Origin of the sequence: Cupriavidus cauae (genome assembly GCF_008632125.1) — a bacterium.
Classification (GTDB): domain Bacteria; phylum Pseudomonadota; class Gammaproteobacteria; order Burkholderiales; family Burkholderiaceae; genus Cupriavidus; species Cupriavidus cauae.
This window is the reverse complement of record NZ_VWRN01000034.1, coordinates 22,631-35,320: the sequence shown is the minus strand read 5'-3', so window position 1 is coordinate 35,320 and position 12,690 is coordinate 22,631. Positions and strand designations below refer to the sequence as shown.

General features: G+C 68.0%; 11 protein-coding genes. 8 read left to right on the top strand and 3 right to left on the bottom strand.

All coding sequences use genetic code 11. The features are described 5' to 3' along the window. Window positions 1-51 precede the first annotated feature (51 nt). Window positions 52-972 (bottom strand): branched-chain amino acid transaminase, encoded by a 921-nt coding sequence (locus tag F1599_RS12420; RefSeq protein WP_149316823.1) that lies wholly within the window; start codon window positions 970-972, stop codon window positions 52-54. A 319-nt stretch (window positions 973-1,291) separates the two neighbouring features. Between F1599_RS12420 and F1599_RS12415 the strand changes: the two genes are divergently transcribed. After that, window positions 1,292-2,311 carry a Bug family tripartite tricarboxylate transporter substrate binding protein gene (locus F1599_RS12415; protein ID WP_187829101.1) on the top strand — a complete coding sequence of 340 codons (1,020 nt, stop codon included), beginning with the start codon at window positions 1,292-1,294 and terminating at the stop codon, window positions 2,309-2,311. A gap of 158 nt (window positions 2,312-2,469) precedes the next feature. Here the strand turns inward: F1599_RS12415 and F1599_RS12410 are convergent, their stop codons facing one another. Further along, the gene (locus F1599_RS12410) at window positions 2,470-3,225 is read right to left on the bottom strand and encodes an SDR family NAD(P)-dependent oxidoreductase (RefSeq protein ID WP_150083302.1); all 756 of its coding nucleotides are present in this window, start codon (window positions 3,223-3,225) and stop codon (window positions 2,470-2,472) included. A gap of 142 nt (window positions 3,226-3,367) precedes the next feature. Between F1599_RS12410 and F1599_RS12405 the strand changes: the two genes are divergently transcribed. The 3 genes from F1599_RS12405 to F1599_RS12395 all read left to right on the top strand — a co-directional run bounded on the left by F1599_RS12405 (window position 3,368) and on the right by F1599_RS12395 (window position 5,825). Next, the gene (locus F1599_RS12405) at window positions 3,368-4,402 is read left to right on the top strand and encodes an AraC family transcriptional regulator (protein WP_223819613.1); all 1,035 of its coding nucleotides are present in this window, start codon (window positions 3,368-3,370) and stop codon (window positions 4,400-4,402) included. A 203-nt stretch (window positions 4,403-4,605) separates the two neighbouring features. Continuing rightward, complete coding sequence (locus F1599_RS12400; protein WP_223819612.1) at window positions 4,606-5,505, top strand: AzlC family ABC transporter permease; 900 nt, start codon at window positions 4,606-4,608, stop codon at window positions 5,503-5,505. Further along, window positions 5,502-5,825, top strand: a complete 324-nt coding sequence (locus F1599_RS12395; RefSeq protein WP_149316825.1) for an AzlD domain-containing protein — start codon at window positions 5,502-5,504, stop codon at window positions 5,823-5,825. Before F1599_RS12400 ends, F1599_RS12395 begins: the two co-directional genes overlap by 4 nt. 119 nt (window positions 5,826-5,944) lie before the next feature. Here F1599_RS12395 and F1599_RS12390 read toward each other — a convergent pair whose 3' ends face one another. Continuing rightward, complete coding sequence (locus F1599_RS12390; protein WP_149316826.1) at window positions 5,945-7,105, bottom strand: helix-turn-helix transcriptional regulator; 1,161 nt, start codon at window positions 7,103-7,105, stop codon at window positions 5,945-5,947. Between the two features lie 400 nt (window positions 7,106-7,505). Between F1599_RS12390 and F1599_RS12385 the strand changes: the two genes are divergently transcribed. From F1599_RS12385 to F1599_RS12370, 4 genes are all read left to right on the top strand, one after another. Continuing rightward, window positions 7,506-8,702, top strand: a complete 1,197-nt coding sequence (locus F1599_RS12385; RefSeq protein ID WP_149316827.1) for a phosphoglycerate kinase — start codon at window positions 7,506-7,508, stop codon at window positions 8,700-8,702. A gap of 113 nt (window positions 8,703-8,815) precedes the next feature. Continuing rightward, entirely contained in the window at window positions 8,816-10,252 is a 1,437-nt protein-coding gene (gene pyk, locus F1599_RS12380; RefSeq protein WP_149316828.1) for a pyruvate kinase, read from the top strand. A gap of 261 nt (window positions 10,253-10,513) precedes the next feature. Beyond that, window positions 10,514-11,578, top strand: coding sequence for a class II fructose-bisphosphate aldolase (gene fba / locus F1599_RS12375; protein WP_149316829.1), 1,065 nt, complete (start codon window positions 10,514-10,516; stop codon window positions 11,576-11,578). A gap of 179 nt (window positions 11,579-11,757) precedes the next feature. Further along, on the top strand, window positions 11,758-12,666 hold the full coding sequence (locus F1599_RS12370) for a phosphoribosylaminoimidazolesuccinocarboxamide synthase (protein ID WP_150083301.1): 909 nt from the start codon (window positions 11,758-11,760) through the stop codon (window positions 12,664-12,666). Window positions 12,667-12,690 lie beyond the last annotated feature (24 nt).

Genomic DNA, 12,690 nt, shown 5'->3' with positions numbered 1-12,690 from the left:
TGGCTCGTGCTGCGGCGGGGCCCGGCGCCTTGGGCGGCCGGGCCGCCGGCATCAGACCAGGGTCAGCCAGTGCTGGTATTTCTCGTTGGTGCCGCCGACGGCGGCGAAGAACGCGTCCTGGATCTGCTTGGTGATCGGGCCGCGGCGGCCTTCGCCGATGACGCGGTCATCGAGCTCGCGGATCGGCGTGACTTCGGCCGCGGTGCCGGTGAAGAAGGCCTCGTCGCTGCAATAGACCTCGTCGCGGGTGATGCGCTTCTCGCGGACTTCGATGCCCAGGTCGCGCGCGATCGTCAGCGTCGCGTCGCGGGTGATGCCGTCCAGGCAGGAGGCCAGGTCCGGGGTGTAGATCACGCCGTTGCGCACGATGAAGACGTTCTCGCCGGAGCCCTCGCTGACATAGCCGTCGGTGTCGAGCAGCAGCGCCTCGTCATAGCCGAGGCTGGTCGCCTCCTGGTTGGCCAGGATCGAGTTGATGTAGTAGCCGCTGGCCTTGGCCCGCACCAGCGACACGTTGACGTGATGGCGGGTGAACGAGGACGTCTTGACGCGGATGCCGCGCTCCATGCCTTCCTCGCCCAGGTAGGCGCCCCAGGGCCAGGCGGCGATCGCCACGTGGATCGTGTTGCCGCGCGCGGAGACGCCGAGCTTTTCCGAGCCGATCCAGACCAGCGGGCGGATGTAGCAGGACTCGAGCTGGTTGGCCTTGACCACCTCGCGCTGCGCCGCCTCCAGGGTCGCCTGATCGAACGGGATCTCCATCTGGAAGATCTTGGCGGAGTTGAACAGCCGGCGGGTGTGCTCCTTGAGCCGGAAGATCGCGGTGCCGGCCGGGGTCTTGTAGGCGCGCACGCCCTCGAATACGCCCATGCCGTAGTGCAGGGTATGGGTCAGCACGTGGATCTTGGCATCGCGCCAATCGATCAACTTGCCATCCATCCAGATCTTTCCGTCACGATCGGCCATCGACATGCTCGTCTCCCGCAAAAACGTCAAAAAGGTGCAAAGGCGACATTGTAAGCCCCGGCACACCCCGTGCCAACGCGGCGAGGCGGCGGTATGGCGCCGCCAGGCTGGGGATCGGGGGCGATCCAGTGGCCGTGGTGCCGGGCTTATATCGGCACGGCATACGCTCAAGCGAACTCAATCGTTTGGAAAGTGGCGATTCATTGGTATCGTACTTGCTTTGGAATCCGGCCCCCGCAGCGCACGCAGGCAGCGGGCCGCGCCGGCCGAGCCGTTTTTGGCTCTGTTCCTGCCTTTCCATCCTGGTATTTCGATTCCTGCCGCCATGACCCGCACTTCGACCCGCCGCCTCGTGACCCGTCTTGCCGCCACCCTGGCCAGCCTGGGCAGCCTCGCCTGCCTGTCGTTGGCTCCGTCCGCGCACGCCCAGGGTCCGGCCAACTGGCCCGACAACAAGCCGATCACGATCCTGATGGGCTTTACCGCCGGCTCGGGCGTCGACATGGTCGGCCGCACGTTGCAGGACTCGCTGCAGAAGTCGCTCAAGACCACGATCCTGTACGACTACCGGCCGGGCGCCGGCGGCAACGTGGCCTCCGAAGTGGTCGCCCACGCCAGGCCGGACGGCTATACGCTGCTGCTGGGCACCGCCGCCACCCATGGCATCAACCCGGCGCTGTACAAGAACCTGCCGTTCGATGCCGAGGCGGACTTCACGCCGATCGCCCCGCTGGTCGAGGTGTCCAACGTGCTGACCGTCAATCCGGCGGTGATCGACGTCAAGTCGGTCAAGGAATTCATCGAGAAGGTCAAGGCCAATCCGGGCAAGTACAACTACGCGTCCACCGGCAACGGCACCGGCACGCATCTGGCTTTCGCGGAATTCAACGCGCGCGCGGGCCTCGACATGGTCCACGTGCCGTACAAGGGCGGCCCGGACGCGCTGCAGGCGGTGCTCAAGGGCGAGGTCTGCTGCATCTTCAACCAGGTGCAGAGCGTGCTGCCGCAATACCGCGCCGGCAAGGTGCGCCTGCTCGGGGTAACCACCGCCAAGCGCGTGCCGGTGATCCCCGACGTGCCGACCATCGCCGAGAGCGGCGTGCCGAACTACAACAGCACGATCTGGTTCGGCTTCTTCGGTCCCAAGGGGCTGGACCCGCAGATCGCCCGCAAGGTCAACGAGGCCGTGCGCGTCGCGCTGGAAAACCCGGCGGTGCGCCAGAAGCTGGTCGAGGCGGGCAACACGCCGCGCGTCGAGACCGTCGACCAGTTCCGCGCCACGGTGAAGGCCGACCGCCAGAAGTGGGCGAACGTCGTCAAGACGGTGGGGGCGTCGATCGACTGAGACGGATTGAGATAGGGCTGGCGGCACCGCCGCCGGTCGGCCCCGCCAGGCAGCAGCCCCGGTCAGGGTCCGGGGCGCCGGCACTTGCCCGCCATGTGCCCGCCATGTCCCGGCCATGCACACGGCATGTGCCGGCCACGTTCTGCAGGCGTGCCGCCTCAGATTCCCTGTCCTCCCGACACCTCGATCCGCTGGGCGTTGACCCAGCGGTGGCTCTCCGACAGCAGGCCCGCAATCATCGGCCCGATATCGTCGGGCACGCCGGCGCGGCCCAGCGCGGTCATCTCGGCGAACAGCTTGTTGATCTCCGGGTTGTCGCGCACGGCGCCGCCGCCAAAGTCTGTTTCGATCGCGCCCGGCGCCACGGTGTTGACCGCGATGCCGCGCGCGCCCAGTTCCTTCGCCATATACCGGGTCAGCACTTCCACCGCGCCCTTGACGGCGGCGTACGCCGCGTAGCCGGGGAAGGACACCCGCGTCAGCCCGCTGGACAGGTTCACGATGCGCCCGCCGTCGGCGATCAGCGGCAGCAGCGTCTGCGTCAGGAAAAAGACGCCCTTGAAGTGCACATTGACCAGCGCGTCGAACTGCGCTTCCGTGGTGTCGCTGATCAACGCATAGTCGCCGTGGCCGGCGTTGTTGACCAGATGGTCGAAGGTGTCGCGCTGCCATGTCTGGCGCAGGGCGGCGCGCAGCGTTTGCGCGAAGGCCGCGAAGCTGCCGACGTCCCCGGTGTCGAGCTGCAGCGCACAGGCCTTGCGCCCCAGTGCTTCGATCTCGGCGACGACGGCGTTCGCCTCGTCGGCCCGGCGCTGGTAGGTCACGATGACATCCCCGCCGCTGCGGGCGATGCTCAGGGCGGTGGCTCGGCCCAGCCCGCGGCTGGCGCCCGTCACGAGGGCAATTCTGGTCATGGCGATCACTCCTTGGTTCGGTTGATGGTGCTTCGAATTATTGGAGTTCCGACGCCAATAGTCTTAGCCAATTCCTCCCGCTTTCTTGCCTGAATCTCCGAGCCGGCTCGCCGTCGCCGGAGGGCAGCGCTATGCTGCGTCCATGAACGCCGACCTGCTCGATGCCGTCCGCCGGTACACGGACGCCTACGCCGACCCCGAGGGCCTTGCCCAAACGCCCGTGCCCGGCCTGACCACGATCAGGGCGACCGCTCCCAGCGGACTGCTCCATGCCATCGCGCGGCCGCTGGTCTGCCTGGTGCTTCAGGGCAGCAAGCAGGTCACCATGGGCACGCAGACCTTCACCTTCGAGGCGGGCGACTCGCTGCTGATCACCGCCGACGTGCCGACCGTCAGCCAGGTCACGCGGGCCAGCCCCGAAGCGCCGTATCTCTCGCTGGTGCTGGACCTCGAGCCGGCCGTGATCGCGGACCTCGCCACGCAGATGCAGAGCCTGCCGGCGGCCGATGGCGGGGCGGTGCGGTACCAGCCGACCGAGGCCGAGGTCGCCGACGCCGCGCTGCGGCTGATGCGCCTGTTCGAGCGGCCGGAAGCGGTGCCGGTGCTCCATGCACAGCGCGTATGGGAGTTGCACTACTGGCTGCTGGCCGGCCGGCATGGCGCGGCCATCCGCGAACTGGGATGGCCGGAAGGCAATGCACGGCGCGTGGCGCGCGCCGTGGCGGTGCTGCGCGAGGAGTTCACCAGGCCATTGCCGATGGCGCGGCTCGCCGGCGTCGCCGGCATGAGCCCATCGTCGTTCTACCAGCACTTCCGCGCGGTCACGTCGCTGTCGCCATTGCAATTCCAGAAGCAGCTGCGACTGATCGAAGCGCGCCGCCTGATGCTGGCCGACGGCATGACGGCCAGCAGTGCCGCCTTTGCCGTGGGCTACGAAAGCGTGCCGCAGTTCACGCGCGAATACCGCCGCCTGTTCGGCATGCCGCCGGCAAAAGATGCGGAGGCCATGCGCAGCGCGGTACTGAACGAAGCCAGAGGCAACGACGAGGCAATTTCGGCGCACCGGTCGGTCAAGCGGCTGAAGGGCGTTGTGCCGAAACCGGGCAGACCCGTTTCGGTCGATGACATGAACGCGGCAATCGCGGAACTGGGCGCGTCGGCGGGGGACCGGAATTGATGCCCTCGTCCCCGTCCCGTACGGCCAAAGAGTGCGCGTGATTGCTGTCCGCCCGCATCATTTAAGCGCCCACTTACCCAATTCCCGCCAGGCCCTATAATGGCGCCTTACCCGCCGCGCTCGCGGCGGGGTGTCCGGCGATGCCGGCGCGGCGCGTGGATCGCCGTCGCGCGATCGGCCGGAATCCTCACCGCGTCCGCTCCATGACTTCCCCTCGGCCCCCGGCCTGGCTGCGCCTTTGGCATCGTGCCACGCAAGGCGTCCTGCACCATTTCTGGACCCGCTTTCCGCCCGCCGAGCGCACCGGCTTCCTGGCCGGCGCGCGCCGTTTCGCGCCGTCGCTGCCGGCGACCTTCTCGTGGGGGCTGGTGACCGGCGTCGCCATGAGCAAGTCGGTGATGACGGTGCCCGAGGCGATCGGCATGAGCCTGCTGGTCTACGCCGGCTCGGCCCAGCTCGCGGTGCTGCCGTTGTTCGCCGCCGGCATGCCGCTGTGGACGATCTGGCTGACCGCCGCCGTGGTCAATCTGCGCTTCGTGATCTTCAGCGCCGCGCTGCAGCCGCACTTCAGCTATCTGCCGCTGTGGCGCCGGACGCTGCTGGGGTCGTTCAACGGCGACCTGCATTTCGTCTTCTTCATGCAGCGCTACCAGGCGCCGGGCTACGAGCCCGGCAAGGAAGGCTATTTCTGGGGCATGGCGCTGACCAACTTCGTGATGTGGCAGGTCTCGTCGCTGGCCGGCATCCTGCTGGCCAGCCTGTTTCCCGACAGCTGGGGGCTGGCGCTGGCCGGCACGCTGGCGCTGATCCCGGTGATGGTGTCGACGATCAATTCCCGCTCGACGCTGATGGCGGTCGCGGTGTCGGCGGTGCTGGCGCTGTTCTTCTTCGACCTGCCGTACCGGCTCGGGCTGGTGGTGGCGGTGGCGGGGGCGATCGCGGCCGGCATGGCGAGCGACCAGATGGCGGCCCGCGCCACGCTGCGCGGCATCGAAAACAAGCGGCGGCGCGACAAGGCGGCCGGCACGGTCAACATGAACCTCGGCAAGGACGCTGGCACTCGGGCCAGCCATGCCGCGTCGTCGGCGGAGGACAAGGCATGAGCCACTGGCAGATCTGGATCGCGCTGATCGGCATGGCGGTGGTGACCATCGTCACGCGCGCCCTGTTCCTGATGGCCGGCGAGCACGTCAGCCTGCCCGACCGCCTGCAGCGGGCGCTGCGCTACGCGCCCGCCGCCGCGCTGGCCGCCATCATCCTGCCCGACCTGATGACCTGGCAGGGCCATTTCACCGTCGGCCTGGAAAACTACAAGCTGATCGCCGGCATCGCGGCGGCGCTGTTCTACCTCGCCACCCGCAAGATGCTCGGCATGATCGCGGTCGGCATGGCGGTCTATACCGCGTTGCGGTTGCTGGCCTAGCCGTCAGGCAGGCGTCGGGCAGCATCGGGCAGCCTCGGCCAGCCATCGCAGCCATCGGGCAGCCTCGGGCAGACGTCGGGCAGACGTCGGGCAGGCACTGGGCAGGCGCTGGGCAGACGTCAGCCGCCCCCATCGGGCGCGGCCCGCGGCGCCTTCAGCGTGGCGCTCAGTTGCGTCAGCAGGTGCGAAAGCTGCGCCTGGCTGTTGGTGCCGGTCTTGATGAACACCGACTTCAGCTGCGTGCGGCTGGTCTCGCGGCCGATCTGCAACTGCTCGCAGGCCTCGGGCAGCCCGATGCCGGTGGTCAGCAGCGTCGCCAGCCGCATCTCGGCCGGCGTCAGTCCATAGAGATCGCGCAGTACCTGGGGCAACAGCGGCGAGCTGCCGCGGGCGTCGTGGATCGCGACCAGCGCGGCCGGCTGCTGCCAGGCCTGCCCCATCGCGTGCGACGGCGGCAGCGGCAGCACGATGACCTGGGCGCGGGCGCCCTGGCGCGACTGCGCCGTCGCCGCCTGGGCGGGCACCGGCGCGTTGGCGTCGCAAGCGGCGCGGACCATCGCCGTGAACGGGCGCGACAGCTTCCATTCGTCGCCCGTGCCGGCGCCAGTACCGGTGCGCGGCGCGGCAGGATTCGGCACCAGGCGGCGCACCCAGGCCTCGCCCTCGCTGTTGTGCAGCAGCACGCGCGCGTCGGCCGTCAACACGATCACGCCGAAGGCCAGCTGGTCCAGCAGCTGCATCGACATGCGCTGCAGCGCGGTCAGCGCGCTGGTGCGTTCGCGCAGGGCCATCGCCTGGCGGATATGCGGAATCGCCCAGTCCAGCGCCCGCGCGTCCTCGTACGCAAACAGCGGCCCATCGACTGGCCGCTGCAGCGAGAAATAGACCTCGTAGTAGGGCTGGCGATCGACCAGGCAGGCCATCACCGAGCCCATGCCGTAGCGGTGCAGGAAGTCGCCGTAGAAGGGATGCCGCGCGATGGTGCCCGCACCCAGCTCGCGCGCATCGATGTACCAGCCGCCGACCGGCATCCGCGGCGCGAAGGATCGTCCCGGGTCCAGCGCCTGAAAGGTCTGCTGGTACGCCTGAGCCAGGCCTTCGACCGGATTGGCCAGCTCGGTCACCGACATGCGGTCATTGCGCCTGTCCAGTACGACCATGCCCATCTGGGTGCTGCCGCTCGCGCGGCGCAGGTTCTGCAGGCTGCGCTGCCACGCCTGCGGATCGACGATGCCCTCGTAGAGCCCGCGGATCGTGTCGTGGATGTCGCTGTCGTTCATTGCCGCCTCCGCATCGACGCGATGGCGCGGCAGGCGGCGGGCGGCACGTGCAAAGGCTGGCGCCGCCCATGGTCTGCGCCATGGACTTCCCGTTGGTTCATCGACTACCCCTGGTTCCGACGACAAAGCAATGCGCCGCCAGGCTCTTGCGACGGCCCGGTCGGCTTCGACCTTCTTTCTTCTTTCTTCTTGATTGGGACGGCTTCTCGATGGCGGCGCCCGAGGGCGCCTGCGGTGGCCGAGAAGCTATGGTACGGGTTTGACGCGGGGCCGTCAGCAGGATGTGATGAGGGTTTCACCTGCCTTTGTGCGCTGGGCGTCGCAACCCCGTTGCAATTGCGCAAAAGGGGGTCCCCGTTCAGGTAAAATGCCGGTTTTTCCGATCTTTCCCGCAAGAGCCATGACCTCTGTCCTGCGTCTATCCGACCTGATTTCCCAAGGCAAACTGTCCGGCAAGCGTGTGTTCATCCGCGCCGACCTCAACGTGCCGCAGGACGACGCCGGCCATATCACCGAGGACACCCGCATCCGCGCCTCCGTGCCCGCCATCGAGGCCTGCCTGGCCGCCGGCGCCGCCGTGATGGTGACCTCCCACCTGGGCCGCCCGACCGAGGGCGAATTCAAGCCGGCCGATTCGCTGGCGCCGATCGGCAAGCGCCTGTCGGAACTGCTGGGCAAGGACGTCAAGCTGGTGCAGAACTGGGTCGACGGCGTCGAGGTCGCGCCCGGCCAGGTGGTGCTGCTTGAGAACTGCCGCGTCAACAAGGGCGAGAAGAAGAACAGCGACGAGCTGGCGCAGAAGATGGCCAAGCTCTGCGATATCTACGTCAACGACGCCTTCGGCACCGCGCACCGCGCCGAGGCCACCACCCACGGCATCGCCAAGTACGCGCCGATCGCCTGTGCCGGCCCGCTGCTGGCCGCGGAGATCGACGCGCTGGGCAAGGCGCTGGGCCAGCCGGCCCGGCCGCTGGTGGCGATCGTCGCGGGCTCGAAGGTCTCGACCAAGCTGACCATCCTGAAGTCGCTGGCCGACAAGGTCGACAACCTGGTGGTCGGCGGCGGCATCGCCAACACCTTCATGCTGGCCGCCGGCCTGAAGATCGGCAAGTCGCTGGCCGAGCCGGACCTGGCCGCCGAAGCCAAGGCCATCATCGACATCATGGCCGCCCGCGGCGCCTCGGTGCCGATCCCGGTCGACGTGGTCTGCGCCAAGGAGTTCAGCGCCAACGCCGCGGCCACCGTCAAGGACGTCAAGGACGTGGCCGACGACGACATGATTCTCGACATCGGTCCGCGCACCGCGGCGATGCTGGCCGAGCAGCTGAAGGCCGCCGGCACCATCGTCTGGAACGGCCCGGTCGGCGTGTTCGAATTCGACCAGTTCGGCAACGGCACCAAGGTGCTGGCCGAAGCGATTGCCGAGTCGAAGGCCTTCTCGATCGCCGGCGGCGGCGACACGCTGGCCGCCATCGCCAAATACGGCATCGCGGACCGGGTCGGCTATATCTCGACCGGTGGCGGCGCCTTCCTCGAATTCCTCGAAGGCAAGAAGCTGCCGGCCTTCGAAGTCCTGGAGCAGCGCGCCGCGGGCTGAGCGCCGGACCCGGCCGCCCGCCGTTCACCGGACGCGGGACGCGGCCGCAGCCGCAGCGCTCGCCGGCGACCCGCCGGCAACCCGCCGCGACACTCCAAGGACAAGGAAACCAGATGACCCGTTCGACCAAGATCGTCGCCACCATCGGCCCCGCTTCCAGCACGCTCGAGATGCTGACCCGCATGATTGCGGCCGGGGTCGACGTGGTGCGGCTCAATTTCTCGCACGGCGTGGCCGAAGACCACCTCGAGCGCGCGCGCCTGGTGCGCGAGGCCGCCCAGGCCTGCGGCCGCGAGGTGGCGATCATGGCCGACCTGCAGGGGCCGAAGATCCGCGTCGGCAAGTTCGAGCACGGCAAGGTCACGCTGAAGGCGGGCGACCCCTTCGTGCTGGACGCCGGCTGCAAGCTCGGCAACCAGGAGCGCGCGGGCCTCGACTACCAGGACCTGCCGCGCGATGTCGGCCCCGGGGACCTGCTGCTGCTCAATGACGGACTGATCGTGCTGGGCGTCGACCGCGTGATCGGCAACGAGATCTTCACCACCGTCAAGGTCGGCGGCGACCTGTCCAACAACAAGGGCATCAACCGCCAGGGCGGCGGCCTGTCGGCGCCGGCGCTGACGGCCAAGGACATGGAAGACATCAAGACCGCGATGGCGCTGGGCGCCGACTATATCGCGGTCAGCTTCCCGAAGAATGCCACCGACATGGAAATGGCGCGCCAGCTCGCCGCCGTGGCGGGCCAGCAGTTCGGCCACAAGGCGCGGATGATCGCCAAGATCGAGCGGGCCGAGGCGATCCGGCCCGGCGTGCTGGAGGAAATTCTCGCGGCCTCGGACGGCATCATGGTGGCGCGCGGCGACCTGGCCGTGGAAGTGGGCAACGCCGCGGTGCCGGCGCTGCAGAAACGGATGATCCGGCTCGCGCGCGAGGCCAACAAGCTGACCATCACCGCCACGCAGATGATGGAAAGCATGATCGTCAACCCGGTGCCGACCCGCGCCGAGGTGTCGGACGTCGCCAACGCCGTGCTCGACGGCACCGATGCCGTGATGCTGTCGGCCGAGACCGCCGCCGGCCGCTATCCGGTCGAGACCGTCGAGGCGATGGCCGCGGTCTGCGTCGAGGCCGAGAAGTCCGAAGTGGTCCAGCTCGACACCGACTTCCTGAACCAGACCTTTACCCGCATCGACCAGTCGATCGCGATGGGCGCGCTGTTCACCGCCTATCATCTGCAAGTGAAGGCCATCGCCGCGCTGACCGACTCGGGCGCGACCGCCTTGTGGATGAGCCGTCACCGCATCCATGTGCCGATCTACGCGATGACGCCGAACCTGGCCTCGCAGCGCAAGATGCAGCTGTATCGCAACGTGGTGCCGCTGCCGCTGGAATCGAGCACCGACCGCGACACCGCGCTGGAACAGGCCGAGGAGCTGCTGCTCGCCAAGGGCGTGGTGCAGCGCGGCGATTTCATCGTGTTGACGGTCGGCGAGCCGATGGGGCAGCCGGGCGGCACCAATACGCTGAAGATCGTCCGGGTCGGGCTGTGACGGAGAGCTTGATGCCGAGCCTGGGACTGACCATGAGGCCGACCACAAGGGCGACCACAAGGCCGACCATCAAGCGGGAGGCGATGCCGATGACGCGAACCATGACGCAAACCATGATGGCGAGCACGGTGCGCTGGGGAACACAGCCCGGTGCCGCGCCCCACGGAAACTTGCCACGATAGCGGCGGACCGTGGCGACAGCCCGGCAGCCCGAAGAACATCCCAATACCGAGAACCCCATTCTTTTCTTAGGAGTCTGACATGCCACTCGTTTCGATGCGCCAGTTGCTCGACCACGCCGCCGAGAACGGCTACGGTCTGCCGGCATTCAACGTCAACAACCTGGAGCAGGTCCAGGCCATCATGCAGGCCGCCGACGAAGTGAATGCGCCGGTGATCATGCAGGCTTCCGCGGGCGCCCGCAAATATGCCGGCGAACACTTCCTGCGCCACCTGATCGAGGCCGCGGTCGAAGCCTATCCGCACATCCCGGTCGTGATGCACCAGGACCACGGCCAGTCGCCGGCGATCTGCCAGGGCGCGATCGACCTGGGCTTCTCGTCGGTGATGATGGACGGCTCGCTGCGCGAAGACGGCAAGACGCCGGCCGAGTACGAGTACAACGTCGAGGTGACCCGCAAGGTCGTCCAGATGGCCCACGCCGTCGGCGTGACCGTCGAGGGCGAACTGGGCTGCCTGGGCTCGCTGGAAACCGGTGAGGCCGGCGAGGAAGACGGCATCGGCGCCGAAGGCAAGCTCGACCACTCGATGCTGCTGACCGACCCCGAGCAGGCCGCCGACTTCGTCAAGGCGACCCAGCTGGACGCGCTGGCGATCGCCATCGGCACCTCGCACGGCGCATACAAGTTCACCCGCAAGCCGACCGGCGACATCCTGGCGATCAGCCGCATCAAGGAAATCCACGCCCGCATCCCCAACACCCATCTGGTGATGCACGGCTCGTCGTCGGTCCCGCAGGAACTGCTGGAAGAAATCCGCAAGTTCGGCGGCGACATGAAGGAAACCTACGGCGTGCCGGTCGAGGAAATCCAGGAAGCGATCAAGTACGGCGTGCGCAAGATCAATATCGACACCGATATCCGTCTGGCCATGACCGGCGCGATCCGCCGCTTCTTCGTCGAGAACCCGAGCAAGTTCGACCCGCGCGAATACCTGAAGCCGGCCCGCGAGGCCGCCAAGCAGGTCTGCAAGGCGCGCTATGTCGCGTTCGGCTGCGAAGGCCAGGCCGGCAAGATCAAGCCGATCGCGCTGAAGGACATCGCCGAGCAGTACAAGTCGGGCAAGCTGTCGCAGGTGGTGCAGTAAGCCGTGCATCAGGCCATGCGGCAAGCGGTGCATTGAGCCGTCGCGGCCCGGCCTTCAGCGCATGAGGGCCGGGCCATGGCCGACGCCATGGCGTGGCCAGTGCATCGACCGATGGGGCTTCGCGACTGCACGAAGCCCCTCATTGTTTCTCCCTCTCTCCGGCTCGCCGACCTATTTCTATGTCTGACGCTCTCTATCAGTCCTCCATCCGCTCGCTGCCGCTGCTCGGCCATGGCAAGGTGCGCGACAACTATGCCGTCGGCGACGACAAGCTGCTGATCGTGACGACCGATCGCCTGTCGGCGTTCGACGTGATCCTCGGCGAGCCGATCCCGGGCAAGGGCCGCGTGCTGAACCAGATGGCCAACTTCTGGTTCCGGAAGCTGGCCCATATCGTGCCGAACCACGAGACCGGCATCGCCGCCGAGACCGTGGTGCAGCCGGACGAAGTCGCGCAGGTGCGCGGCCGCGCGGTGGTGGTCAAGCGTCTGAAGCCGATCCTGGTCGAGGCCGTGGTGCGCGGCTATCTGGCCGGTTCCGGCTGGAAGGATTACCAGGCGACCGGCCGCGTCTGCGGCATCGAGCTGCCGGCGGGCCTGCGGAACGCGCAGAAGCTGCCCGAGCCGATCTTCACGCCGGCGGCCAAGGCCGAGATGGGCGAGCACGACGAGAACATCAGCTTCGCCGAGGTCGAGGCGCGCATCGGCAAGGAGCTGGCCGCGCAGATGCGCGACATCTCGATCCGCCTGTACAAGGAAGCGGCCGACTACGCCGCCACGCGCGGCATCATCATCGCCGACACGAAGTTCGAGTTCGGCCTGGACGAGAACGGCACGCTGACGCTGATGGACGAGGTGCTGACCGCCGATTCGTCGCGCTTCTGGCCGGCCGACTCCTACCAGGTGGGCACCAACCCGCCGTCGTTCGACAAGCAGTTCGTGCGCGACTGGCTCGAGGCGGTGCGCATCGACGGCAAGCCGTGGCCGAAGACCGCGCCGGCGCCGGCCCTGCCGGCCGACGTGATCGAGAAGACCGCGGCCAAGTACCGCGAGGCGCTGACCCGGCTGACCGGGCAGGAACTGCAATAACCGGGCGGCCGCCGGCACGCCACG